At 38.7% G+C, this 24866-nt stretch carries 24 protein-coding genes, 3 tRNA genes and 2 rRNA genes; 7 read left to right on the top strand and 22 right to left on the bottom strand.

Annotated elements, in window-relative coordinates; translation table 11 throughout:
• Window position 1: 1 nt before the first annotated feature.
• Genes cas1b through cas6 form a run of 7 tightly spaced genes read right to left on the bottom strand, consistent with a single transcriptional unit; the run spans window position 2 to window position 7816 of the window.
• Window positions 2-988, bottom strand: coding sequence for a type I-B CRISPR-associated endonuclease Cas1b (gene cas1b / locus ACAN53_RS17855; protein ID WP_379971504.1), 987 nt, complete (start codon window positions 986-988; stop codon window positions 2-4).
• Entirely contained in the window at window positions 985-1497 is a 513-nt protein-coding gene (cas4, locus tag ACAN53_RS17850; RefSeq protein ID WP_379971503.1) for a CRISPR-associated protein Cas4, read from the bottom strand. Before cas4 ends, cas1b begins: the two co-directional genes overlap by 4 nt.
• Window positions 1498-1509: 12 nt before the next feature.
• Window positions 1510-3729, bottom strand: a complete 2220-nt coding sequence (gene cas3 / locus ACAN53_RS17845) for a CRISPR-associated helicase Cas3' (RefSeq protein WP_379971502.1) — start codon at window positions 3727-3729, stop codon at window positions 1510-1512.
• 44 nt (window positions 3730-3773) lie between these two features.
• On the bottom strand, window positions 3774-4544 hold the full coding sequence (gene cas5b / locus ACAN53_RS17840) for a type I-B CRISPR-associated protein Cas5b (RefSeq protein WP_379971501.1): 771 nt from the start codon (window positions 4542-4544) through the stop codon (window positions 3774-3776).
• Window positions 4513-5397, bottom strand: coding sequence for a type I-B CRISPR-associated protein Cas7/Cst2/DevR (gene cas7i, locus ACAN53_RS17835; protein WP_379971500.1), 885 nt, complete (start codon window positions 5395-5397; stop codon window positions 4513-4515). The genes cas5b and cas7i overlap by 32 nt, the downstream gene beginning before the upstream one ends.
• On the bottom strand, window positions 5390-7066 hold the full coding sequence (gene cas8a1, locus ACAN53_RS17830) for a type I-B CRISPR-associated protein Cas8b1/Cst1 (RefSeq protein ID WP_379971499.1): 1677 nt from the start codon (window positions 7064-7066) through the stop codon (window positions 5390-5392). The genes cas7i and cas8a1 overlap by 8 nt, the downstream gene beginning before the upstream one ends.
• A 12-nt stretch (window positions 7067-7078) precedes the next feature.
• The gene (gene cas6 / locus ACAN53_RS17825) at window positions 7079-7816 is read right to left on the bottom strand and encodes a CRISPR-associated endoribonuclease Cas6 (RefSeq protein WP_379971498.1); all 738 of its coding nucleotides are present in this window, start codon (window positions 7814-7816) and stop codon (window positions 7079-7081) included.
• Window positions 7817-8282: 466 nt separating this feature from the next.
• On the opposite strand from cas6, the gene ACAN53_RS17820 reads away from it, so the two are divergent.
• The 3 genes from ACAN53_RS17820 to ACAN53_RS17810 all read left to right on the top strand — a co-directional run bounded on the left by ACAN53_RS17820 (window position 8283) and on the right by ACAN53_RS17810 (window position 10967).
• Entirely contained in the window at window positions 8283-9260 is a 978-nt protein-coding gene (locus ACAN53_RS17820) for an L-lactate dehydrogenase (protein ID WP_379971497.1), read from the top strand.
• An 877-nt stretch (window positions 9261-10137) separates the two neighbouring features.
• Window positions 10138-10377 carry a hypothetical protein gene (locus ACAN53_RS17815; RefSeq protein WP_379971496.1) on the top strand — a complete coding sequence of 80 codons (240 nt, stop codon included), beginning with the start codon at window positions 10138-10140 and terminating at the stop codon, window positions 10375-10377.
• 137 nt (window positions 10378-10514) lie between these two features.
• Window positions 10515-10967, top strand: a complete 453-nt coding sequence (locus ACAN53_RS17810) for a hypothetical protein (protein ID WP_379971495.1) — start codon at window positions 10515-10517, stop codon at window positions 10965-10967.
• A 339-nt stretch (window positions 10968-11306) separates the two neighbouring features.
• Here the strand turns inward: ACAN53_RS17810 and ACAN53_RS17805 are convergent, their stop codons facing one another.
• From ACAN53_RS17805 to ACAN53_RS17795, 3 genes are all read right to left on the bottom strand, one after another.
• A complete protein-coding gene (locus ACAN53_RS17805) occupies window positions 11307-11573 on the bottom strand; it encodes a hypothetical protein (RefSeq protein ID WP_379971494.1) in 267 nt (88 codons plus the stop codon).
• A 156-nt stretch (window positions 11574-11729) separates the two neighbouring features.
• A complete protein-coding gene (locus ACAN53_RS17800) occupies window positions 11730-12011 on the bottom strand; it encodes a hypothetical protein (RefSeq protein WP_379971493.1) in 282 nt (93 codons plus the stop codon).
• 43 nt (window positions 12012-12054) lie between these two features.
• Window positions 12055-12357, bottom strand: coding sequence for a hypothetical protein (locus ACAN53_RS17795; RefSeq protein ID WP_379971492.1), 303 nt, complete (start codon window positions 12355-12357; stop codon window positions 12055-12057).
• Between the two features lie 118 nt (window positions 12358-12475).
• Here ACAN53_RS17795 and ACAN53_RS17790 point away from each other — a divergent pair, with 118 nt between their 5' ends.
• Complete coding sequence (locus tag ACAN53_RS17790; protein ID WP_379971491.1) at window positions 12476-13159, top strand: hypothetical protein; 684 nt, start codon at window positions 12476-12478, stop codon at window positions 13157-13159.
• 262 nt (window positions 13160-13421) lie between these two features.
• Here ACAN53_RS17790 and groL read toward each other — a convergent pair whose 3' ends face one another.
• Together groL and groES are read right to left on the bottom strand one after the other, a co-directional pair.
• Window positions 13422-15053 carry a chaperonin GroEL gene (gene groL, locus ACAN53_RS17785; protein WP_379971490.1) on the bottom strand — a complete coding sequence of 544 codons (1632 nt, stop codon included), beginning with the start codon at window positions 15051-15053 and terminating at the stop codon, window positions 13422-13424.
• Between the two features lie 41 nt (window positions 15054-15094).
• Window positions 15095-15379, bottom strand: coding sequence for a co-chaperone GroES (gene groES / locus ACAN53_RS17780; protein ID WP_379971489.1), 285 nt, complete (start codon window positions 15377-15379; stop codon window positions 15095-15097).
• A 347-nt stretch (window positions 15380-15726) separates the two neighbouring features.
• Here groES and ACAN53_RS17775 point away from each other — a divergent pair, with 347 nt between their 5' ends.
• On the top strand, window positions 15727-16455 hold the full coding sequence (locus ACAN53_RS17775; protein ID WP_379971488.1) for a CPBP family intramembrane glutamic endopeptidase: 729 nt from the start codon (window positions 15727-15729) through the stop codon (window positions 16453-16455).
• 2 nt (window positions 16456-16457) lie between these two features.
• A complete protein-coding gene (locus tag ACAN53_RS17770) occupies window positions 16458-16652 on the top strand; it encodes a YdiK family protein (protein ID WP_379971487.1) in 195 nt (64 codons plus the stop codon).
• Between the two features lie 78 nt (window positions 16653-16730).
• Here the strand turns inward: ACAN53_RS17770 and ACAN53_RS17765 are convergent, their stop codons facing one another.
• Window positions 16731-17357 (bottom strand): redox-sensing transcriptional repressor Rex, encoded by a 627-nt coding sequence (locus tag ACAN53_RS17765; protein WP_379971486.1) that lies wholly within the window; start codon window positions 17355-17357, stop codon window positions 16731-16733.
• A 217-nt stretch (window positions 17358-17574) separates the two neighbouring features.
• On the opposite strand from ACAN53_RS17765, the gene ACAN53_RS17760 reads away from it, so the two are divergent.
• The gene (locus tag ACAN53_RS17760) at window positions 17575-19494 is read left to right on the top strand and encodes an ABC-F family ATP-binding cassette domain-containing protein (protein WP_379971485.1); all 1920 of its coding nucleotides are present in this window, start codon (window positions 17575-17577) and stop codon (window positions 19492-19494) included.
• Window positions 19495-19772: 278 nt separating this feature from the next.
• On the opposite strand, the gene tsaD is transcribed toward ACAN53_RS17760, so the two are convergent.
• The 9 genes from tsaD to ACAN53_RS17715 all read right to left on the bottom strand — a co-directional run.
• On the bottom strand, window positions 19773-20789 hold the full coding sequence (tsaD, locus tag ACAN53_RS17755; RefSeq protein WP_379971484.1) for a tRNA (adenosine(37)-N6)-threonylcarbamoyltransferase complex transferase subunit TsaD: 1017 nt from the start codon (window positions 20787-20789) through the stop codon (window positions 19773-19775).
• Window positions 20789-21238, bottom strand: a complete 450-nt coding sequence (gene rimI, locus ACAN53_RS17750; protein ID WP_379971483.1) for a ribosomal protein S18-alanine N-acetyltransferase — start codon at window positions 21236-21238, stop codon at window positions 20789-20791. Before rimI ends, tsaD begins: the two co-directional genes overlap by 1 nt.
• Before the next feature lie 12 nt (window positions 21239-21250).
• Complete coding sequence (tsaB, locus tag ACAN53_RS17745; protein WP_379971482.1) at window positions 21251-21940, bottom strand: tRNA (adenosine(37)-N6)-threonylcarbamoyltransferase complex dimerization subunit type 1 TsaB; 690 nt, start codon at window positions 21938-21940, stop codon at window positions 21251-21253.
• Window positions 21921-22394 (bottom strand): tRNA (adenosine(37)-N6)-threonylcarbamoyltransferase complex ATPase subunit type 1 TsaE, encoded by a 474-nt coding sequence (tsaE, locus tag ACAN53_RS17740; RefSeq protein ID WP_379971481.1) that lies wholly within the window; start codon window positions 22392-22394, stop codon window positions 21921-21923. Before tsaE ends, tsaB begins: the two co-directional genes overlap by 20 nt.
• Before the next feature lie 348 nt (window positions 22395-22742).
• A tRNA-Phe gene (locus ACAN53_RS17735) sits at window positions 22743-22815 on the bottom strand.
• 3 nt (window positions 22816-22818) lie between these two features.
• Window positions 22819-22895: transfer RNA gene (locus tag ACAN53_RS17730), tRNA-Asp, on the bottom strand.
• Window positions 22896-22898: 3 nt separating this feature from the next.
• A tRNA-Met gene (locus ACAN53_RS17725) sits at window positions 22899-22972 on the bottom strand.
• Between the two features lie 18 nt (window positions 22973-22990).
• Window positions 22991-23106, bottom strand: a 5S ribosomal RNA gene (gene rrf, locus ACAN53_RS17720).
• Between the two features lie 60 nt (window positions 23107-23166).
• Window positions 23167-24866 (bottom strand): 23S ribosomal RNA (locus ACAN53_RS17715); the annotation flags it as partial.

Here is a 24866-nt window from a genome sequence, read left to right as displayed (position 1 = left end):
ATTACCACCACGCCTTCAATGCTTTGTAATCTTCATCAGCAATTAAATGCTTGATAAGCTTATAACATTCCAAACGAATAAAGAATCGATAAGATGCTTGTCGATTTAATTTACGATGTTTAATAGTGGTGCGCATTCGATTTTCAAACTCGGTAATAAAAATCTTCCGACCTGTATCATTTAAAAAGCAAATGTTTTCTTCAACGTATTCAAAGTGCTCAAGTCGAATCATTTTTTTGTTAATCAATGTGAAAATCAAATTGTCCATTAAAAGTGGCTTAAAGATTTCTGCCAAGTCTAGAGATAGCGAAAATCGTCGTGAGCCTGGCTCATGTAAGTAACTTATTGTGGGATTAAGCTGTGTCTTATATATTTCTGATAGTACAGCTGTATACATTAGGCTATTTCCAAATGAAATCAGTGCATTAATAGGATCTGTTGGAGGACGTTTCTCTCGCTTTTTAAAATAGAAATCTGGATTATTAATCATACTATTGAAGCTTTGATAATACGTATAACGCACTTTTCCTTCAATGCCCATCAATGTTGGAATATCTTCTGCATCAGCTACCATTTCCTTCAAGGTTAAGATTTCTGTTATTAACTCGCCCACTTCATCCTTATAACGTCGCATATTTCGAAGTATATGATGAATAGCACTATATACAAATTGTTGAGCTATATATAATCTTTTATTTAAATCCAACACATGTGCGGACTGTTGTACATCAACAAATCCAGAAATTTTTTTACGCCTTGGTACATAGCTCCCTGAATAATAGCCATAGTAATTATAGAAATGTAAACTTACATCCTTTTGGTTAAGCATGTTTATGAAAGATGTATTAAAGTCCATCTCTGCAAAGATATGCAAGTTTTCTACTTGCTCAATCGGTACCACCTTTTTCGTACCGTCTTCTAACAATAAATAAATCGTTGAATCTTTTCGTTGCAATCGTCCATTATTGAATAAATATAAATCTTTCACTCTTCTTCACCTACCCAACAAAAAGAATAGTATGCACATTTCGTACAATAGCGTAATTTCTCTTTTTTTGGAGGGGTCTGCTGCTGAATAATTTGTTGAATCTGCTCCAACCATTTTGAAATTTCTAGCTTGTCCTGCTCTGTTAATTCGATTTCATCTACACGCTTTTCCTTCGGGTAATGGATTTTCCCTTTGCGTTTAATCCCCATTTGATCTAGTACAAATAAATAGTATAGTAGTTGCGCTTGGTCAGCGTGTAGCATTTTACTACTGGATTTTACTTCTCCTACATAATGCTCGTCCATCATATCGATACGTATAAGATTATCTATTAGCACTTCCTTAGCTTTTTTTCGTTGATAAGACGTTTCATGTAGGATTTTCCCTTGTTTTACTTTGTCATAGTCATCTTCAAATGCAATTTGATGAGCATGTAGCCATAATTTCCTTTTGCACACTTTCAAGTACTGGACTTGCAAGCCTGTTGCCTTTAAATCATCCCACTGCATGCCTTCACCCCTTTACATAAATTGTGAACTCTCATCAATAGTGTAAATAAGCCCCATTTCTTCTGTATATTGAAATGCAACAATTGGATATTCTGTGTATGTATTCACTTCAATTGAACCTGCCACATATCCTTTTTTATAGGCTGATTGATACGCCCATTCTGGAATTGCAACAGTGTATTCTCGCAAGATATTCTGAAGATGGAGTCTCTTCTCCGGTTTAAGTTTTGTTTTAAATTGCTTACGTATTTCGATAAGATCTTGTTCATGCGCTTGGTAAACGTTATATGGAATAATTGTGACATTTTGAATATCACGTAATGTTGGTTTTTCTTTTTCTTCGTAAGGAAGCACATTTTTCAATTGATGCAAAGTAGTATCAAATTCTTTTATGTACGCACATTCCTTACCAAGAGCCTCTCTACTATATATCTGGTCAACAATATCCATTTTCAACGATTCGGTTATTAACTGGTTGTTATATTTCATAAGAATTTCTTTTGATTTTTCATAAATTGTGAAATCTACAACTGACTTGCGACTTGTCGCCGAAATACCCGATGGCAATATTTCACCTGTAAATACATATACATTTGGTTCTGGTTCGTTGTAATGTCTTCCACGATAAACTCGTCCCATTCGCTGAAATAATCCTGTTGCTTCTGAAAGCTCTGTTAATAAAAGATCGAAATCTATATCAATACTTGCTTCCACTAGTTGTGTGGTAATCCAAATACCTGTTTCTTTACATTTACGTTTTCCTAACTCCTTAATAGCTACTTCCTTATTTTGACGATGTTTTTGTATAAACCGACTGTGCAACAGGTGTGCTTCTATTCCCAAACCATCAAGACCTTTGTACAATTCCTGTGCTTTCCCAACTGTATTTACAATGATAAGTACTTTTTGTTCCAACGGATGCGCAAGCACTTCTTCAATTGTTAAGTCACGCTGGGTCATCTTCATTACATGCCGTTGCATGACTTTCCCATTAGGATTTAGCTTTAAAAACGGGGATTCTGGTTGTTTAAATGGAATATTTTCTTTATGGAGCGCCTCGATAAAAAGTGGTGGCAATGTAGCAGTCATAATAAGGAATTTTCCACCCATATCAGTTATATATTTAAGCCCCATTACAATGAATGCCACTAAGCGGGGACTATACATTTGAATTTCATCAATAACTAACTTACTGTACGAAAAAATGGCAAGCTTTAACTCAAAGCCTGGATACAAACCAACAAAGTCAATGACCTGATCCAGAGTTGTAATTGTTAACGGCATAGAGAATTGCTTCGTATGATTTAGTGCAGATAAACTAAATTCCTGTCCTTCTGCTCGCTTGGCATATTCTAAAAGTGAATCACTGTGCAGTAGTCCCACGTCTGTGTAGCTATATACATCTCGAATTCGATCATAAATCGCATTAATGGAGACCTTAAGTGGCAGAGTAAAAATTCCTTTGTCGTCCCCTAACCAAAATAATGCTCCTTCTGTCTTTCCAATACCTGTCGATGCTATAACAATATGACTATCCTGCTGATGCTCATACAAATATTGTTGTAATTTATTTTTTTCATAACCTTCTTCTTTAAAGTGTGCCTCTACTTTTTCGGCTAGTTGTTTTTGCTCCATTTCAATAGCAATTCCACCGCTTGCTGCGTAATCCAACTTGTTTAGTAACCCTTTAATCCGCACAAAATAATATAAGTTTTGACGTTCCCTTAAAAATTCTTTATCCGTGAACCGTCCATAATCAAAAGCTGGAATATCACGGATAGCAAAATACGATTGTAATAGGGGTACATATTGCTGTAAATCTTGTTCAATGATTTGTTTGCTAGCATTTGTATTTTGCTCATTACGTTCATGATGATAGTAGACTGCTAGCATAAGAATCTTGACTTCGTTTTTATCAAATTTTCTCAATAACTCTCTAATTGGCATATAAGCACAACTTAAATATGCATGTGGTACCTCATCTATTTCAGGTATAGCATCATGCTGTCGTTCTTCAACATCCCTTAACTTATTTTGAAACTTCGTATTGGCTTTTCCAACATCATGATAATACGCAGCATGCCATAATATCTCCCAGTCTCTGTCTGTTAATGTTTCCGGGTACATCTGTTTGAACTCTTTATGTCGAATTAGTAACTGATCTGTATGATCTTTGATTGTTTGGGCAGCACTCTTATTTGATTCCGATTTAGCAAGTAATTGTTGAAACATTTTTCACGCCCCCTTTGAAAAAAGAATGGGAATTTCCCCATTCTTTAAGCTAATAACAATACAAAACCATCTTCATCAAAATGCACATCACTATATGCGTAGAGTTGATTCGCTTCAGATGCAGGAATATGATAGACATTAACTTTCTGCCATTGTCGAATCTTTTTTCCTTTGGCTATCTCCACCTGCTCATATACTTTATTTAAACGATAACTTGTTCCTAGTTTTCGATACATCTTTTCATCACTACTTTTTTGCGGCAAATAAATGTCGTAACTTACTTGCATATCCGACTCTGTCATTCCATCTTCAATTTCTACTTCTTTCACCACATTTATTTGCAGTAGATCTTCTCGACGACCAAGTGATAAATATTCTAGTGGAGATTCAAGGGCATTTTTAATAATGGGTACATATGCCACGTCATTAGGTATAATATGTAGCACAAGCTCTACATCGACTAATAGTTCTGTCGTCGATACCCCACGAGTAACCCCATATGTCTTACCCTCATTCATTTCTATCTTCAACTGATGCCGTCCTTCCTCATATGAGCTGCCAGCAAATTCATAGCGTGTCCATAAATCATTAACCTTAGAGTGATATTTCCCTTGAATACTCACCTGCATTGGCACATAGTTCGTAAATCCACAAGCAGCATGGACCATACCAATTACAGTAGAATAGGGTGGCAAAGGATATGTTTCTTTCAACTGAAAACTTGTCGGTTTCCTGTAGTTAACTAAATTTTGGTAGGCCTCAATACGAATTCCTTTCATAGTGTCACCCGTAATAATTCGCAACAGCTGCTTCAAGCTCTTTAAAAAATTCTGCCATTGGTTTTGCTTGAAGTGTATGCTCGATTTCCTCATCATTCGCTAAAAGACCCTTTACTAAGCCCACATGCGTCTCTTTTTGTACATGCTCATCTTGCGCCAGTACACCTTCAATCGTGCTGACCGCTAGCGTGTTTCTCTTAAGCTTTAATCGATTTTCAAAAAATGGATTCTTATAATCATAGACTCCACCAATTGCAAAGATTGGTGCTAAATTTTCACGTCTCCCTTTAATATCACGATATAAAAACTTCAACGCTTGCAACAGTGCAATAACACGTTCTGCACGTTCTGCTAGGGGAATTTCAATGTTATCATTCACATCTATTCCCACTTTATCTAAATCAACTGTTAGCGTGTATACATAGAAAGATTTATGAATTTCACTTTGTGCAATGTTGCCACCTTTAATGTTATCATCGTCTTTGCCTTCTGCTGCTTTATAACGATCCAACAAGCCTTTATTTGTTAGAAATTCTAAATCTGTATTATAGCTTTCTAGTGCGATCGCATTTGATAATCTCGCCACAGCAGCACGTGTTCTTGTTGGTTTTACAGTTTTCATATAACCGAACAAGTCAATTTCTGGGTAATCAGTGATGGTTGCTTCTGGATGGAATTGAAGTACACTTTTATCTGTACCAAGTGGTGTATTGTTAACACCCATTTGTTCTACAATATTGTATCGTAACGCTTGTCTTGAAATGTACGTGTACATTTCGTGGTCACCACGAGAAATTTTCTTTAAAGAGGTTACATTTCCAACACCTTCTCCATAGTTAGCACTTTCCGCCTCAAAAATCGCACTAAGTGTAATACCCTTTTTATCCATTTGCTTGTTCCTCCTTATTGTCCTTTGCATTTTCATACCCATGCAGTCCAATTAAAAATGCATAACCAATCGTTTGAAACTTCTCTACATCATTTAATACTTGTACAAAGGCAGCTGGAATTGCTAGCTTTTTGTAACTATAAGCTTGAATCAGTGTTTCCATAAATTTATTAGAGTTTTTTACTTTCAAAGCATTGAGTAAACGATACGTAATACCATTCAATTTCGATTCTTGTCCACGATATGCTTCTTTCAAATGAAAGCCGTAACTACGAACCTTTTTCAATTCTTCTTGTGTCATATAATGCGCCCCTCCTTTAAATTGATTATTTGAAATATTAAGAATTTTATTTATAGATGCGATCCCTTTAAATTCACCATCTACCACTAAACGGAGTAATCGATAGAGTAAATCAGCAAAGCTTTGGCCATTATACAAACGTTTGATTGCTTCCTGATAAATCTGTATGTAATCACCGTTTTCTTTGGCAAATTTTCCAACTAAAAATTGAAAATCTTGTTTACCATCTTGCATTTGTTGTGCTTTTTCTCTCGATAAAACATTAAATGTGTATGGTCTCGATTCCATATTGCAGTCATATTTCACAATTTGAATGTTATCTATTTCTAAATTTTTATGGTTTTCCGCCTGTTGCACAATTACATCTAAAATTTTAAAATACGCTGTCGATTCTAACTCATCATGATGCAGTTCATCTTTTCCGTCACGTAAAGAAATTGAATTCACGGAAATTAGTTCATCAATAGATCGATTGTTATTAATGAATAGCCCTTTTCCTTTCGCTAGCGTAAAACCCAATGGTACGCAGCTATACACAATATTACAAATCGGACAGATGAATATATCTCGCTGATGATCCCAATAATGCGAGGATTTTCTCGCAGCATCCACACCAACTTTTTGCACCCAAGTTAAATCAAAAGCTTCTGCCGTTGTTTTCATCTTATTGTCGCAACAAGCACATGTTAATTTGTTTTTTACGTATTTCTTTTCATCCTTTTTTGTTTCTAGGTATGCCTCAGCGGACTTAATAAAGTAATTTTCATATTCTTCATATAAATCCTTTTTGCTAGCAGTACTATTAAGTAACGAAACATTTGACCAAAAACCTTGAATAATTTGATAACTTAGCACACGTGGCACGATGTACCGCTTTGCTTTTGAATATTCTAAAAATCCAATACATTTTAATAGTTGCGTAGCCAATTCAGTAACTTGCTCACATACATCATCGACTGTTTCTTTCTTCTTTTTATTTACTTTCTTCCAAGCCTTTGCTTCTGCTTCAAATTGATACGGAATATCCTTTAAAAATGGATATACATTTTTATAACTATTAGATGTAAGCCATCTTTTCATATTATCAATCAGCTTATTAAATTGTTCTAATTGCTTTTCATCGTCTACTCCAACCATACATTTTTCAATAAAGGCCTTGCTTGCAAGCATTTTATAATAAGTAGATTCATAACCATAACGTTCAGTTAATAATTCAAAATAATGCTCCGTGAAGTTTTCTAAATTTGCTTCGTCAAAAGAGATTGTTTGTCCCTTTCTGTCAAAATCCAAATTTGCATGCTGAAATACTCGGCACAATCCTAATATTCCTGCATTGTAGATAACTTCATCAATTTGCAATTCAATCAAATTTCTCACCCCCTATTCATTAATCATTTCGATACAACCAAAGAATGTAGAACGTCTAAAACCGAGACCCGCCTGTGCAAAAATGTTCAAATCTTCTGGATGCCCCTCTAGTAGAAAAGTTCCTTCATACGCGTTCATATATAAAATATTTTGAGCATTCAATGCCGCAAAGGAATCATGCTTTAACTGTACAACCTTTTTATGCATAACAATTGGTGTTAGAATAATTGGTTCATATATAGGACGGTTCGCTACCACCTTCATGAGTTCATTTGCAGCATAATTTAATTCAGTTTGATAATTTTCATCATCCAAATCTAAATACTGTCCAACTTGATTTTTGATAACAATAGGAGATAAAGTTTTAAATAGTACACGATTTGTTTTTGGTAATTTTTCTGGGAGCATTTTAATATGAGCCAGGGACAATTCGTAAGATTGATACTTATAGTTTTTTTTCTGCACAAAACCGTTATACAAGTTCAATATAAATTCTGCACTGGGTGAGGAAATGGTAAGACGTACGTCTTGATGAATAGTAAATTCTCCATTTTCTAAGGTGTAATCATTCAAATAAATAGCACCAGTGAAAGGGCGCATTTCTTTATTCGCCTGATCTTTTGTGTAATGATACATTTTTAATTGCATTTGCGGACTAGATGCCTGTAGAGCTGACTTTACAACACTAGCAAATAAAAAGTTAGGGTGCCGTGGTATCTTACTAGCTTCATAAACTGTGAGCAACTTCAAATAATCACCTCGTTTCTATAATATCATAGTAAAATAATACCATTAAGTCTAGTATGGATCATCTATGCAAAGAGCCCAGGAATTAACTAACCTTAAATTATAAATCTCTTCAGAATAAGTTAGTGCCACTGAAATATTCGGGTTTATTTTGCAAGGCGGTTAGTCTCGCTATAAAACATAATAATATATTCCAACAACATAAAAAGACTACCTCATCTCTTTCAAATAATGTTGTTAACACAATTGAATAGAGCTAATTCGTAGATTTAGAGGAACATTACCTTCATGTCTTGTTTGATAGTTCATCATAGCTAAGTAATCGGTTAAAAATCTCAGTTTCCGTCAGATGATCATTAAAGCATAATCGACATAGATATAGCTTCTAATAGGTCAATACCGATTAACAAATACCTGCATTTCCATATTGTGATAAAATGTATATATTAATAGAATGGGGGGATAAACCATGAACAGAAATAAGTTAGATGTTGTAGGAGTAGGTCATGTTGGCTCTTATGTTCTAGCAGATGCCATGAAATTAGGACTATTTGCGGAAATAGCTGTCATTGATAAAGATAATGATGCAGCTTATGGTGAAGCCCTTGACCAAGAACATGCAACCGCTCTTACATATATGTCAAATACAACCGTACATGCTGGAGATTATTCCGAATGTGCAGATGCAGATGTGATTATCATTGCTGCTGGCCCTAGCATAATAAGTGATGGAGAAGGGATGCCGGATCGGACACAATTAGCTGTTACCAATGCAGAGGTAATTCGTGAAGTTATGACTGAAATTACTAAATATACGAAAGATGCAATCATTATTATCATAACAAATCCGTTAGATACCATTGTGTACATAGCAGAAAATGAATTCGGTTATCCGAAGGGACGCATAATGGGAACCGGAACTATGCTTGATTCTGCCCGTCTTCGTAAAATTATTGCTACTAATTATGACATCGATCCAAAAAGTGTAACAGCTTATATGATGGGCGAACACGGACATACAGCTTTCCCAGTATTAAGTCGCTTAAGTGTGCAAGGGTTTGGTGAACATGAATTGGACCAAGTTTTTCAAGGAAAAGAACCATTAAATCGGGACGATATTAAAAAGCAAGTTGTAAAAGCAGCCTATGATGTGTTTAATGGGAAAGGGTGGACAAATGCAGGTGTTGCCCAAGCTGCTGTTACTCTAGCAAAAACGATTATGCTAGATGAACGCAGTGTTTATCCGGTCTCCACAACATTACACGGGCAATATGGATACGATGAAGATGTTGCATTAAGTATGCCATGTGTCATTGGGAGAAATGGCGTAGAAAAGCAATTAGAAATTGCTCTCGACTCCCAAGAACTTGAATTGCTACATCAATCAGCGGAGTATATTAAAGAAACGATGAAGGTTGCAAATACAGGTAAAGCTCATAATTCTTAAATTCTAGGTTGATATATACAACTTACATTGCCTTTTTGACGAACAGGATGTGGCCTGTTCGTCTTTTTATTTAACTTCTTTCAGAATTCATGTTTTCTCCAAGTGACATAGGAAACGAAAAAGAGGCTTCCCACAAGTTTGCACAACTCATGAGAAACCTCTAATTCAGAAGAGAAATGATAGCAAAATGTTAGCATTTCACTCTCATCTTAATCAAAAACCCTTATATATCAAGGGGTAAAGCGGCTTATTACATCATGCCGCCCATATAGTTTCAAACTGTAATATATTTAACCATAGTAGAACCAAATCGCGTGAAATCAACATTCTGCTGACCCTAAGTGTAACATTTTTAACCTGAATTTCCTGCAAATTATAATACTTCGTTAGCAAAATGTTAGCATGATGTTAGCAACGATTGCCCATTTAATGACATGAAGACTGTTATACAAAAAGCGAAAGAAGACATATTTTTTCCTTATTACTTCTCACAAATAAGACCAAATTTGTTTTAGTACAATTTTCGTGACAGCTTCACAGTAGGCGGACTGCATTTAGCAAACATGGGATAACTGTTGAGATCACATACTTAATAAATGCTGGAACCACAATAAATATAAATGCATCCACAGTGGATGTTTTGTTATAAAAAACTTTGAACCCTCCTATAGTCATTTAAATAGGAGGGTTTTTTATTATACTATTCACTCTGTTCAGTGTTGTTATCTTTGGGGTGTTTTTCAAACTCCCCCTATTTTTTAAGATTTTTGTTATTAGCAATATATAATAAATCTTTATAAAATAGGGGGGATTTTGATATTGACAAATTATATCAACTGGTTATGTTTGCACCATCAAATGACTAAGGAGTAAACCAATGAAAATATCATTCAACACTGAACAGCTTTTAAGTTTCTCAAAATGGAAACCGGGATATTTATATAAGAAAGGAAAATCTGAGGTTGTAAAAAAACTATATTCAATCGGAATGATGAATGTCACTGTCAGTGGTAAAGGCAGTAATACGGTCTACACCTTTGACATCCCGGAATCATTTTGGCTAACACTTCCTATCCTGAATATGAAACACTCAGAACTTTTGACCGATATAATTTAAATATTATCAGACGGGAATGTTGCTAATGGTTTAGTAATGTTTCACAGTGAATATTACGAAAATTAGCATTCAAACATAACACAACAACAAAAGCCGTAGAAAACAAATTTAACAGCGTTAAGAGCTATTTTAATGAAATGGACATGCTGGAAAAAAGCAATTATCTAAAATCTCATAGAATTATCCCTGATGGCTCTCAAACGTGGCTAACTGGTGCAGATGCTCTTACAATTGATTCAAAGATTAGGGAATTGTGGATTGCTTTTCATGAAAAATACCATCATGCAGATGGGGAATTACTTCAAAAGTTTCAAAAGGAATTCTACTTTAAGGAGATTCCAAGAATTATAGGTGCTAGATACTATCGTGCTGTTAAGATAACAAAACTATCCCCTCAATTCATGGAAGATGTACTGGCTGCAAAACAATTGTTGATAGATACTTTTAATCTAGAACTAGTTAGAAAAGAATTGCATAAAAGACATGAAAAACATAGGGAATTATTAAAACAAAGAAAAGAAGAAGAAGAGGCTATTATGCAAGCCCGATTGGAAGCCATGTTTCAATACTCTTTGTTGAAAAACAATTAACAGAGGCGCCTGGAAAAGGATAAACTAGAATTAAACTATTTCCATATATAATAGATAATGCCAGGTACCTCCAAAATTTCTGGATGGTGCCTGGCACTTTTATGCTTTTGTATTCTTTTATTATCGACCACGACAACACCTCTGTTATTACAAGTTCACAGACAAATTGGAATTTATCTCACTCATATTATTCCCAAATCAGCCCAGACATCTACTGAAAAAGAAGTGTAATGTGCAATACGTTCATCCGATAAATCCTGTTTTCCTTTTAAAGAAATATATGTAGTTAAATCCATCTTCATAATCCCACGAATTCATATCCTCATATTATCACATTCCTTATATATACTGTTTCAGCCAGTCTGGCATGTTAGGGTCATCGATTGCCCAAGATTCTTCAATGTGCTCGTCTTCGTCCCAATTGTTTTCATCACCGTCAAAGAACTTCTGCCTGTGACATTTGTACTTAATAACTTCGTTTCCTTCAAGTCTATACTCATTCCAATAATAATTCTGCTTACCATGACCATTCCATTCGTTGGTAGTGTAAATTATCATATACATCATCCTTTCGTTATTTCCAACTTCAGATTTTTTTGAAGTCAAATGAAAGCTACTGTGGTCTTGTGCAGCGGTTCGACACAGCGAAACCAATGTACGGTTCACTTTTCAGAACGGCAAAGAAATAACGGATTAATCAAAAAGCAAGTGAAAAGCGGATTCTTTGTAGGCATCAGTTTTGCGGTTTGTAGATTATACTTTTTAGAGAGCATCTTCCAACTCTTCTTCAGAGTAACCGAAAGTGTAATCTTCATCTTTTCCATTTGAAGCCCAGATTTGAGCGGCATCATAAACGCTTAAGGATTCACCTTCGTCTAAATCGTCGTCATCATCTAAACCATATCTGCAATTTGCGCAGTACATATCACTAAAAACGTATTTCTTAGTTAGAGGTTCTCCGCATTGTGGACAAGGTGGAGTCTCACCAGTATATGCGTTTTCTTCTTCCCAACTTTTCCTTTTAGTAATATCTAATAATCCCATGTGGATACCCTCCCTTTTAATTAGCCTTAATCGCTTCATCGGTTTAGCCATCGGATTCATTTTCAGTACCCGCTTTGCTAGCATCGTAATTCTTTATGCCTTGTATAAGTTCCTTTTTGGCTGATTCAACTTCGGCGGTTGAGATGGCTTTTTTCTGAGCCAAGTAGTCAATTGTTTTTTGCACACCGCCTGTAAGGGTAATGCCTACGCCAAAAGCAACACCAACCCAAGGAAGAATCTTTTTTTCCATCTTTTTTTCTCCGGACTTAACCAGTAGTTCGACAAGTTTTTCGGGACCGCCGCTATCCTTTGCCATTTTAGATAGTTCCGCGTAATTCCATGCCATAGTTTTCCACTCCTTTGATATTCGCTATAATCATTATAGATTATTAATATCCGCACTATCAACAAGACAGACTGCGGTATTTTTATCAAAAATGTCCGCAAATCAGGAGGAAGATGTAATGGGGAACAAAACGACTCGGAAAGTACCCGTCAACAAAGAGCGTTTTATTGAAGTGCTAAAACATAGAAACTGTAGTATTAGGAAACTCGGCGAAGCCTATGAGGAAATCGAACGTACAGAAAAAACAATACGTCGATGTTTAGATGATGGGGAAATGCCGCCGGATTTGCTAGATAGGATTGCGAAATATCTTGATGTTCATCCAGACTATCTGTCAGGTGCATATGAAGAAAAAGCTGACAAAATTGAAAATGAGTATTTACTCGCTCTTACTCGTTCTTTCATAAAACCAGAAAAATATCCGTACCTCTTAAAAGCCAAAAGCGATATAGGTTATAAAACATATTTTGAGAATATTCTTACCATGAACGATATCACAATGGAGCTATTCCAAACGCTTCCACCTGAGGAGCGTATAGTGTTCCGTCAAGAAATGGTTATAGCGATTTTACGAGTCATTGCTAAACATTTTTCACATGATTCGTTAGGCAATAATTTAGCGGAAGAACTATCTTATTGCGAATCTTTTGTTGGGGATTTCGACCCATTCTCATATTTTGCAGAGTTAGAAGGCATCGGATTATCAGAGGAAGAACTTGACGGATTAATTGATGATGAAAACTCCTTGACTGATTCTGAGCGACGTTTGCATGAAAAATATACAAGATTAGAGCAAGGGTAAGATCAACAGGCGAACGGAAAGTCCCATGGTAGCGGTTTTAACCGCTCTCGTGGGACTTGCACGTTTCCAGCGATTTTCGGTATGCACACCCCTGATGAGTTTTGCGCCACCCCTTGACCGCTGAAAAAGAAAAGAAGCTTCCCACAAGTTTGCGCAACTCATGAGAAACCTCTAATTTTAGGAGAGAAATGTTAGCAAAATGTTAGCATTTCTCTCTCATCTTACTTAAAAACTCTTATATATCAAGGGGTAAAGCGGCTTATTACATCATGCCGCCCATTCCACCCATGCCGCCCATGTCAGGCATTGCAGGAGCGCCAGCTGGTTCTGGTTTGTCAGCTACAACTGCTTCAGTTGTTAAGAACATAGCTGCAACAGATGCTGCGTTTTGAAGAGCAGAACGTGTAACCTTAGTAGGATCCACGATACCGGCTTCAAGCATGTTTACCCATTCGCCAGTAGCAGCGTTGAAGCCTCTGCCTACTGCTTCGTTTTTCAAGCGTTCTACAACTACAGAGCCTTCAAGACCTGCATTGATTGCGATTTGACGAACTGGTTCTTCTAATGCACGAAGAACGATGTTAACGCCTGTTGCTTCGTCGCCAGCTGCATCGATAGAAGCTACTTTCGTGTAGATGTTCATTAATGCAGTACCACCACCTGCTACGATACCTTCTTCAACAGCAGCACGTGTAGAGTTTAATGCATCTTCAATGCGAAGCTTACGTTCTTTTAATTCTGTTTCAGTAGCAGCACCTACTTTAATAACTGCCACGCCGCCAGCTAATTTCGCTAAGCGTTCTTGTAATTTTTCACGGTCGAATTCAGAAGTCGTTTCTTCTAATTGAGCGCGGATTTGACCGATGCGAGCATTGATTTGATCAGTGCTTCCTGATCCTTCTACGATCGTTGTGTTTTCTTTTGTTACTACGATTTTCACAGCTTTACCAAGAGATTCAACAGTTGCAGATTTAAGGTCGCGACCTAGTTCTTCTGTAATTACTTCGCCGCCAGTTAAAATAGCGATATCTTCTAGCATTGCTTTACGACGATCACCAAAGCCTGGAGCCTTAACTGCAACTACATTGAAAGTACCGCGAAGTTTGTTCACAACAAGTGTTGCTAATGCTTCACCTTCAACATCTTCAGCAATGATTAATAAAGGACGACCTTGTTGTACCACTTGTTCTAACACAGGAAGAATTTCTTGAATGTTAGAAACTTTTTTATCTGTGATCAGAATATAAGGATTGTCAAGAACAGCTTCCATTTTATCAGAATCTGTGATCATGTAAGGTGATGCATAACCACGATCAAATTGCATACCTTCTACTACGTCAAGTTCAGTAGTGAAACCTTTTGATTCTTCAAGAGTGATAACGCCGTCGTTACCGACACGTTCCATTGCTTCTGCAATCAATTCGCCTACTTCTTCATCAGCAGATGAAATCGCAGCAACTTGTGCAATAGAAGCTTTACCTTCGATTGGTTTTGAAATAACTTTTAATTCTGCAATTGCTGATACAACTGCTTTTTCGATACCTTTGCGAATACCCATAGGGTTTGCACCGGCAGTAACGTTCTTTAAGCCTTCACGAATCATTGCTTGCGCAAGAACCGTTGCAGTTGTTGTACCGTCACCAGCTACATCGTTTGTTTTGCTAGCTACTTCAGCAACCAATTTTGCACCCATGTTTTCAAATGCATCTTCTAATTCGATTTCCTTTGCGATCGTTACACCGTCATTTGTAATAAGCGGAGAACCGAATTTCTTTTCTAATACTACGTTACGTCCCTTAGGTCCAAGCGTAACTTTTACTGCGTTTGCAAGAGTATCTACACCGCGAAGCATTGCACGACGTGCTTCTTCACTAAATTTAATATCTTTTGCCATTTTTACGTACCTCCCTATTTTTTAAAAATAAGATGTATAAATTAACCGATTACAGCTAAAATGTCACTTTCGCGTAAAATTAAGTATTCTGCACCTTCGTATTTAACTTCTGTACCACTATATTTTGAGAAGATAATACGATCACCTACAGCTACTTCCAAAGCTACAGTCGCTCCGTTTTCAAGCACTCGACCTGTTCCAACTGCTACAATCTTGCCTTCTTGTGGCTTTTCTTTTGCAGAGTCTGGTAACACAATACCACTAGCAGTTTTTTCTTCTGCTTCAACAAGTTCAATTACTACGCGATCACCTAATGGCTTTAGCATGAAAATAACCTCCTCAATTCATATGTAAGTTTTCTATTTATTAGCACTCATCTCAATTGAGTGCTAACACACCTTTTATAATAATGAATCTCTATTTCTTTTGCAAGTATAAACCATAAATTTTCATAAATTTTCCCATATAATCCCATAAATAGTCGTCTCATACTGGAACAGTATACCCACTTCTTCTGAAAACATTCTTTCAGTAATTCTTATAAAATTGTATGATACAATAAAGTGAAACTTCGCTCGTTTGTTTGAAAAAGGACCACTTAGTTCTTTTCTCTCTTAAACGTGGATTTCCTTTTTTACGAATGTAAATTTATATAGAAAAGGAGACATGACAATTGAATACTAAATATTGGTGGATTATTATCACATATATTGTCATGCAAATTTCCAGTTTAGTTGGCGTTCCTCTTTTATTAAAAACTGGACTATACATTACTTATACTAGGAATATGCAAATTGAAATGGCTTCCGCGCACTGGGCAATTATTAGCTTTGTAGTCGCTCTCATTATCACCTTGCTGCTTCTTCGACATGATGATGATCCACTAGCTCGTGGTAAGATGGGACTTATGTACACGATTCTATGGATGTTTCTTGGTGTGTTTCTGGCTATGTTTGCTCAAGCAATTGCAGCAAACATCGAAATGCGTCTATTTGGTATTAACCCCGGCTCTGAGAATACACAAAGGCTCGTAGATATAGCTAAAGTTGCTCCTCTGTTCATATTAGTTACATCTATTTTCGGCCCGATTCTTGAAGAAATTGTGTTTCGAAAGATTTTCTTTGGTTCCCTTTATAAGCGTTTTAATTTTTTTGTTGCCGCCATTATAAGCTCGCTCATATTTGCAACGGTTCACTTCGATTTTAGTCATATCTTGATTTACACATCTATGGGTATTGTTTTTTCCTTTTTATACGTACATACGAAGCGGATTATAGTTCCCATTGTTGCACATGTTATGATGAATACAATCGTGATTTTGGTGAACCTTGGATTAAGCAACAATATGGATAAGATCATGCGACAAGCTGAAAATTTGCACACAATTATTGGAGGATTTTAAAAATGCGTAGAAATTCACCTATGCTTATGGCAACTCTATATTTAATACTAGGCGCTATTTTCACGTATTTGGCTATAACGAGCGTGGAAACTACGATATGGAATATTTACACACTCTTACTGATTTTTATGGCTACCTTTGATTTCGGTCTTGCCATTCGCCTCATTCTACTTAAATGGAAAGCAAGAAACCATTAAGCAACATAGGTAAAAAAATGGACCACAGTCTGGTCCATTTTTTCATACTTCGCATTTCTTATGTAAGTGAATTTCTTACTATTTCGGATAATGTTTCAGAAAATAAACGAGCGTTTGTAATTCAACTGATAAATCAATATGATGAATACGAATATGTTCTGGCACATTAATACGTGCTGGTGTGAAATTTAAGATTCCTTCTATGCCCGTCTGTGACAATCGATCTGTAACAGACTGTGCTACGGCTGCCGGTACTGTTAGTATTGCTACTTTTACATCCGCCATCCGTTGTTCCATTTCACTTAGATGATAAACTGGAACTTCTCCTATAAACTGTCCGACCTTCTTCTCATCTACATCAAAAGCCATTTCAATTTTTGTGTTATTATTTTTCATGAAATTATAGTGTAAGAAAGCGGTTCCTAAATTTCCAACGCCAATTAATGCTACTTGAATTAAATCATCTTGATCAAGAGTTTGGCTGAAAAATGATAATAAATAGTTTACATTGTAACCGTACCCTTTTTTGCCTAGTGCTCCAAAGTACGAAAAATCTCTGCGAATGGTAGCCGAATCAACTTTTACGGCTTCACTGAGCTCCGCTGAGGAAACACGTTGTTTTCCTGAAAGTGATAAATTTTTAATAAAACGATAATACAAGGGTAGTCGTTTCGCAGTTGCCTGCGGTATTTTAGGCTGTTCCATCATATCCCCCTCTCTTTCCGATTTCTGTTTACCCCATAGGGAAATTTGACCTTTATTAACAGAATGTACGTTGAAAGTTTATTGGTGTAAAGCTTTCCTTGTATAATAGAGAGAGACCATTGTCTCCTTATTAAACTATACACCATTTCTAATGATGTTGAAAAACATTAGTTTTTTATAAATATACAGTAGACTAACTAATTTGAGGTGAAACACGTTGATTTTATTACAGGTAAATGGATTGACAAAGCTTTTTGGGGCTGATGTCATTTTATCCAATATAAAACTAGAAGTACAATCCCGAGAACGCGTTGCACTCGTAGGGCGTAACGGTGCAGGTAAATCGACTTTACTACGAATTATTGCAGGTGAAATGTCGTATGAATCGGGTGACATTATTAAACCAAAAGACGTTACCATTGGTTACTTAGCACAAAATACCGGCTTAGAAACCTCATTAACGATTGGCGAAGAAATGCTCTCCGTATTTCGGGAACTGCAAGAAATGGAGCGGGACCTACGAAATATGGAGCAGGAAATGGGAAAAGAAGAAGTATTCAGTAATGAAACTCGTTATGAAAAGGTTCTAGCGGAGTACGATAGACTCCAACAATTATATAGTGATCAAGGTGGCTATCAATACGAAGCCGATATTCGCTCTGTTCTCAGTGGATTAGGGTTTCCCACCGAAACACACAAGATGCAAATTTCAATGCTAAGCGGTGGTCAGAAAACACGCCTTGCACTAGGGAAGCTGTTGCTTACAAAGCCTGATCTTCTCATTCTAGATGAACCAACCAATCATTTGGATATCGAAACCCTTACATGGCTAGAACAATATTTACAAAGTTATTCAGGTGCCATCCTCATCGTATCGCATGACCGATACTTTTTAGATCGCATCGTAACCCAAGTATATGAAATATCTAATACACAAAGCAAACGCTTTACCGGAAACTATAGTAAATATTTAGAGCAAAAGGCCGAGTGGTATGAGCAAGAAATGAAGCGCTACGAAAAGCAACAAGACGAGGTTGCAAAGCTACAAGACTTTGTACAGCGTAACATCGCAAGAGCGTCTACCACAAAACGTGCGCAAAGTCGGCGTAAACAATTAGAACGCATGGAGCTCATGACGCGGCCAGCTGATGATGAAAAATCCGCTTCCTTTCATTTTGAAATCGAGCGTCAAAGTGGAAATGATGTACTGCACGTACAAGATGTAGCTGTCGGATATGAAGGAAACCCAATTATTACTCATGTAAATATGCACCTATCACGTGGTGACAGTGTCGCCCTTGTCGGTCCAAACGGCATAGGTAAATCAACCTTATTAAAAGCTATGGTTCATCAGTTAGACATTCTAAAAGGCTCTATTACCTTTGGCTCTAATGTCACAATTGGTTACTATGATCAGCAGCAAGCTATTCTCACTTCCTCCAAGCGCGTGTTAAATGAGCTATGGGACGAGTTTCCTATGCAGCCTGAAAAAGAAATACGAACCATTCTCGGAAATTTTCTCTTCTCTGGAGATGACGTGTTAAAAATCGTTTCTTCTCTAAGCGGCGGAGAAAAAGCTCGCCTTGCTCTCGCAAAGCTTATGATGCAAAAATGTAACGTATTAATATTGGACGAGCCGACTAACCATCTAGACATAAGTAGTAAGGAAATTCTAGAAAATGCCTTGATTCATTTCCCAGGAACAATTCTTTTCGTTTCTCATGATCGGTATTTTATTAATAGAGTTGCTTCCAAGGTAATAGAATTAGCACCCTCTGGTACAACTGAGTATTTGGGCGATTATGATTATTATATAGAGAAAAAAGCAGAAACATTAGAAATTGCTCGTCTGAAAGAAGAGGAATTGGAAATTGTACCTGATGAACCAACTGAAAAACGAACCTATCAAGAAGACAAAGAGAAAAAAAAGCAGGATCGTCAGCGTGCTCGTAAGCTTGAGGAAATAGAAGAAACCATTATGCTGCTAGAAGAACAGATTACTGCCTATGAAGAAGAGCTTTGCTCACCTGAAGTGTTCCAAGACTATGAAAAAGTACAAAGTATTCACAAAGAAAAAGAAGCCTCTGAATCGAAGCTTGAATCTCTTATGGCGCAATGGGAAGAACTGCAAAGTTAATAAATATAACCGCATTCACTATCCACATGTGGATAGTAAAACGTACTTCACAAAAAAGGAGTAGAGGAATGAGCATTTTGCTCTTCTTCTACTCCTTTTTACACACTATCCACAGAGATATGCACATATGCACGTTGATATTCCGCATTTCCCTATAAGTTACGCACATTACCCACAGTTATATCCACAGTTATCCACAAATCTATACACAATCTCATCGTACTTAGTCACAAACTTTCCACCGATTTATTCACAGCCTTTACTTTAGGCTGTGGATATTATCGCTCAATTGGCAACCCAGGATTCGCATTCAACGCTAATGTCGAACGCTTTCCTTGTTGATAAAGAATCGTTCCTGCTGCTCCTATCATTGCTGCATTGTCTGTACACAAGGACAAAGGCGGAATGATGAGCTCTATTTCATTTTGTTCCAGAAACGCCTGTTCTAGTGCACCGCGAAGTCCCTTATTTGCAGCAACTCCACCAGCTAATAGTACTTGCTTTACTTTATATTGCTCTGCTGCGCGCACTGTTTTTGTTACTAATACATCAATAACGCTCGCTTGAAAGCTAGCAGCCAAATCTTCGGGTACGATTGTTTCTCCTCGCTGGCTTGCATTATGCACAGTGTTAATAACAGCCGATTTCAATCCGCTAAAGCTAAAGTCATATGAGTCATGTTCTAACCATGCTCGCGGCAAATCAATCGTCGGCTTCCCTTGTGCCGCCAAGCGATCAATATGCGGACCACCTGGATACGGAAATGATAATGTCCGTGCTACTTTATCATAAGCTTCTCCCGCTGCATCATCTCTTGTTTCGCCAATTACTTCAAATGAGCCATGCTCCTTCATATAAACAAGTTCAGTATGACCGCCAGACACAACAAGAGCTAGTAATGGAAATTGCATTTCCTTTATCAATCGATTTGCATAGATGTGTCCAGCAATATGATGCACACCGATTAAAGGAATCCGATGAGCAAAAGAAATCGCCTTTGCAGCATGTACACCTACAAGCAATGCCCCTACTAATCCTGGCCCCTCTGTTACCGCAACGGCATCTAGATCAGCAAAGGTAAGATTGGCCTGTGTTAGCGCCTCTTCGATTACAATTGTAATTTGTTCGACATGATGGCGAGATGCAATCTCTGGAACTACGCCTCCAAAACGCTTATGGCTTTCAATTTGAGATGCGACCACATTCGAAACAATTTCTCGTCCATTTTTTATAATTGCTGCTGCCGTTTCATCACAGCTTGATTCGATAGCTAATAATAGTGTTTCTTTTTCCATTATAAATTCACCCACATTACGAGAGCATCCTCGTAGTTATCTGTATAGTATCCTTTCCGAATACCACCATTTAAAAACCCAAGCTTCCGATAAAGCCCTTGCGCGGTACCATTTGATACACGGACCTCAAGAGACATCGTTTTGCCTCCCTTTAACCGTGCATTTTCCATAACAAAGCGTAACAAAGCCTCTCCGAGTTTCCGACCTCTATACGAAGGCAATATCGCTATATTTGTTATATTTGCCTCATCTAAAATAAGCCACATCCCACAATAACCTACTACCCGATTATCCTCTTCTATGACAGTGTAGACTGCATACTCGTTCATCGTTAATTCTCGGATAAATGCATCCTCAGTCCAAGGAATTGTAAAAGAGGCGTGCTCAATTTCTAATACTTGCTTTATATCGCTTAATTGCATGTCTCGAAACGTTATGAATGTGTCCATTGCCTACTTCCCCTACTTCTTTTGGTTTGCTAGCCATTTCGCTTCCGCCTCTGCTAGACGCAAATAGTTTGGCACAAAGGTGTGTACATCCTGTTCAGTGGCATCTGCTCCCATCATCGCTAATAGAGCTGGTCTCGGATGATTGATCGTTGCATTTGCATAAACCGCCTGATCGCCTAATTCCTGCTGTATAGTTGCTTGGTGAATAGCAACGTCTTGTCCTATAAAAAGAACGGGCTGCTCATATTTTTTTACGATCTGCAGCCAATCAGGTAGAAGGATAATACGGTCCTCCTCTTGTACACGTAAGCCATTTTCATATCGGTACAAGCCTGTAAAAACCTGTTGACGACGCGCATCAAACAAAGGACATATGTATCCGTTAAAGTGCTCTCCATTAATCGCTAACGCTGCCAGGCTTGAAATACCTGATAGTGGAATTTGCAATGACCATGCCAACGTTTTCGCTACAGTAACACCGATACGAATACCTGTATACGAACCAGGTCCCGCTGCTACTACAATTTTCTCCAATTCAGTGCTCTTTACATCGCACATTGTTAATAGCTGCTCAATGGCAGGCATCAGACGTACGGAATGATTGTTCTTTGTATTGGTAATGATTTCCCCCAAAACATTCGATCCATCTATTAGTCCTACTCCCATTACCTGATTGGAAGTATCAATCGCTAAAACTTTCATTTTGCAAAAGCTCCTTACATAGTCTAATATACCGTTCTCCCACTGGCTCTAGCACAATCCTGCGCGTCTGTCCTTCCCCGTGATACAATCTTATACGCAACATTTGTTCAGGAAGAAATGCTTGAATAAAATGAGCCCATTCGACTACGGTAACACCTGGTCCATAGAAATAGTCATCCCATCCTAAATCTTCTTCACTCTCTTCTAATCGATACACGTCCATATGATATAGCGGAATACGTCCTTCGTATTCTTTTATAATGGTAAAAGTAGGACTGTTTACTACGCGCTTTACGCCTAAACCTTTTGCAAGGCCTTGTGTAAAGGTTGTTTTCCCTGCTCCTAAATCACCTTCTAAAGTAAGCACATCTCCTTCCATTGCCAGACGGCCAAGCTTTTCAGCTAAATCTTTCGTCTCTTCTGGGGATGATGTGAAAATTTCGTGTATTGGCATTATTGTCACCAACCTCATTTTATCTTCTAGTATAGCCTATTCCTTATGATCTGAACGATTTACACGGCTTTCATAATTATTATACTAACTTTCTGCAAACTTTGCAGATGTATAATGATGATGGACGACATGATTCTAACACTGTTGTTTTCGTTAAGCTTAACCGCTTCTCTCTAAACTAAATTCTCGAAGGATCCTTTTTTATGTAGTATAAGAAGCAGTGGTTTAAGCTTTATTGCTATATTTATACAAAAAAAGACCTTAGGACTGTATCCTAAGGATCGTTGTTTGTATGTAAATGGCGGTCCGGACGGGACTCGAACCCGCGACCTCCTGCGTGACAGGCANTGGCTCGGGACGGAATCGAACCGCCGACACGAGGATTTTCAGTCCTCTGCTCTACCGACTGAGCTACCGAGCCAAATGGCGGTCCGGACGGGACTCGAACCCGCGACCTCCTGCGTGACAGGCAGGCATTCTAACCAGCTGAACTACCGGACCAGATTGCGGGGACAGGATTTGAACCTGCGACCTTCGGGTTATGAGCCCGACGAGCTACCGGACTGCTCCACCCCGCGACGATATATATAATACAAGCCTAGCGACGTCCTACTCTCACAGGGACAAAGTCCCAACTACCATCGGCGCAAAAGAGCTTAACTTCCGTGTTCGGTATGGGAACGGGTGTGACCTCTTTGCCATCATCACTAGACCTATATAAAGGAAAATTCCTTCAAAACTAGGTAACAAAAGTGTAAAGAACAAAAACTTTTTGGATAAGCCCTCGATCGATTAGTATTCGTCAGCTCCACACGTCACCATGCTTCCACCTCGAACCTATCTACCTGATCATCTTTCAGGGATCTTACTAGCTTGACGCTATGGGAAATCTCATCTCGAGGGGGGCTTCATGCTTAGATGCTTTCAGCACTTATCCCGACCGCACATAGCTACCCAGCGATGCTCTTGGCAGAACAACTGGTACACCAGCGGTGCGTCCATCCCGGTCCTCTCGTACTAAGGACAGCTCCTCTCAAATTTCCTGCGCCCACGACGGATAGGGACCGAACTGTCTCACGACGTTCTGAACCCAGCTCGCGTACCGCTTTAATGGGCGAACAGCCCAACCCTTGGGACCGACTACAGCCCCAGGATGCGATGAGCCGACATCGAGGTGCCAAACCTCCCCGTCGATGTGGACTCTTGGGGGAGATAAGCCTGTTATCCCCAGGGTAGCTTTTATCCGTTGAGCGATGGCCCTTCCATGCGGAACCACCGGATCACTAAGCCCGACTTTCGTCCCTGCTCGACTTGTAGGTCTCGCAGTCAAGCTCCCTTATGCCTTTACACTCTTCGAATGATTTCCAACCATTCTGAGGGAACCTTTGGGCGCCTCCGTTACACTTTAGGAGGCGACCGCCCCAGTCAAACTGCCCACCTGACACTGTCTCCCGCCCCGATCAGGGGCGCGGGTTAGAATTTCAATACAGCCAGGGTGGTATCCCACCAGCACCTCCATCGAAGCTAGCGCTCCGACTTCATTGGCTCCCACCTATCCTGTACAAGCTGTAACAAAATTCAATATCAGGCTACAGTAAAGCTCCATGGGGTCTTTCCGTCCTGTCGCGGGTAACCTGCATCTTCACAGGTACTATAATTTCACCGAGTCTCTGGTTGAGACAGTGCCCAAATCGTTACACCTTTCGTGCGGGTCGGAACTTACCCGACAAGGAATTTCGCTACCTTAGGACCGTTATAGTTACGGCCGCCGTTTACTGGGGCTTCGGTTCAAAGCTTCGCTTACGCTAACCTCTCCCCTTAACCTTCCAGCACCGGGCAGGTGTCAGCCCCTATACATCGCCTTGCGGCTTCGCAGAGACCTGTGTTTTTGCTAAACAGTCGCTTGGGCCTTTTCACTGCGGCTCTCCGTTAAGAGAGCACCCCTTCTCCCGAAGTTACGGGGTCATTTTGCCGAGTTCCTTAACCAGAGTTCTCTCGCACACCTTAGGATTCTCTCCTCGCCTACCTGTGTCGGTTTGCGGTACAGGCACCTTCTACCTCGCTAGAAGCTTTTCTTGGCAGCGTGGAATCAGAAAGTTCGCCCCTAAGGGGCTTCCCCATCACAGCTCAGCCTTAGGATGAGCGGATTTGCCTACTCATCAGCCTAACTGCTTGGACGCACACGACCAGCGGTGCGCTACTCCTATCCTTCTGCGTCCCTCCATTGCTCAAACGGTAAAGAGGTGGTACAGGAATATCAACCTGTTGTCCATCGCCTACGCCTATCGGCCTCGGCTTAGGTCCTGACTAACCCTGAGAGGACGAGCCTTCCTCAGGAAACCTTAGGCATTCGGTGGATGGGATTCTCACCCATCTTTCGCTACTCATACCGGCATTCTCACTTCTAAGCGCTCCACCAGTCCTTACGATCTGACTTCACTGCACTTAGAACGCTCCCCTACCACTGATACC

This window comes from Ectobacillus soli (assembly GCF_042610425.1).
Lineage (GTDB): Bacteria > Bacillota > Bacilli > Bacillales > Bacillaceae_G > Ectobacillus.
The sequence above is the reverse complement of the archived record's forward strand: the minus strand, read 5'-3'. Positions and strand labels throughout refer to the sequence as shown.

Coding starts and splice junctions, on each gene's coding strand:
- cas4 (WP_379971503.1), bottom strand. CDS start 1,497: ATGCAGTGGGATGATTTAAAGGCAACAGGCTTGCAAGTCCAGTACTTG.
- cas3 (WP_379971502.1), bottom strand. CDS start 3,729: ATGTTTCAACAATTACTTGCTAAATCGGAATCAAATAAGAGTGCTGCC.
- cas7i (WP_379971500.1), bottom strand. CDS start 5,397: ATGGATAAAAAGGGTATTACACTTAGTGCGATTTTTGAGGCGGAAAGT.
- ACAN53_RS17820 (WP_379971497.1), top strand. CDS start 8,283: ATGAACAGAAATAAGTTAGATGTTGTAGGAGTAGGTCATGTTGGCTCT.
- ACAN53_RS17815 (WP_379971496.1), top strand. CDS start 10,138: ATGAAAATATCATTCAACACTGAACAGCTTTTAAGTTTCTCAAAATGG.
- ACAN53_RS17810 (WP_379971495.1), top strand. CDS start 10,515: ATGGACATGCTGGAAAAAAGCAATTATCTAAAATCTCATAGAATTATC.
- ACAN53_RS17800 (WP_379971493.1), bottom strand. CDS start 12,011: ATGGGATTATTAGATATTACTAAAAGGAAAAGTTGGGAAGAAGAAAAC.
- ACAN53_RS17795 (WP_379971492.1), bottom strand. CDS start 12,357: ATGGCATGGAATTACGCGGAACTATCTAAAATGGCAAAGGATAGCGGC.
- ACAN53_RS17790 (WP_379971491.1), top strand. CDS start 12,476: ATGGGGAACAAAACGACTCGGAAAGTACCCGTCAACAAAGAGCGTTTT.
- groL (WP_379971490.1), bottom strand. CDS start 15,053: ATGGCAAAAGATATTAAATTTAGTGAAGAAGCACGTCGTGCAATGCTT.
- groES (WP_379971489.1), bottom strand. CDS start 15,379: ATGCTAAAGCCATTAGGTGATCGCGTAGTAATTGAACTTGTTGAAGCA.
- ACAN53_RS17770 (WP_379971487.1), top strand. CDS start 16,458: ATGCGTAGAAATTCACCTATGCTTATGGCAACTCTATATTTAATACTA.
- ACAN53_RS17765 (WP_379971486.1), bottom strand. CDS start 17,357: ATGGAACAGCCTAAAATACCGCAGGCAACTGCGAAACGACTACCCTTG.
- tsaD (WP_379971484.1), bottom strand. CDS start 20,789: ATGGAAAAAGAAACACTATTATTAGCTATCGAATCAAGCTGTGATGAA.
- rimI (WP_379971483.1), bottom strand. CDS start 21,238: ATGGACACATTCATAACGTTTCGAGACATGCAATTAAGCGATATAAAG.
- tsaB (WP_379971482.1), bottom strand. CDS start 21,940: ATGAAAGTTTTAGCGATTGATACTTCCAATCAGGTAATGGGAGTAGGA.
- tsaE (WP_379971481.1), bottom strand. CDS start 22,394: ATGCCAATACACGAAATTTTCACATCATCCCCAGAAGAGACGAAAGAT.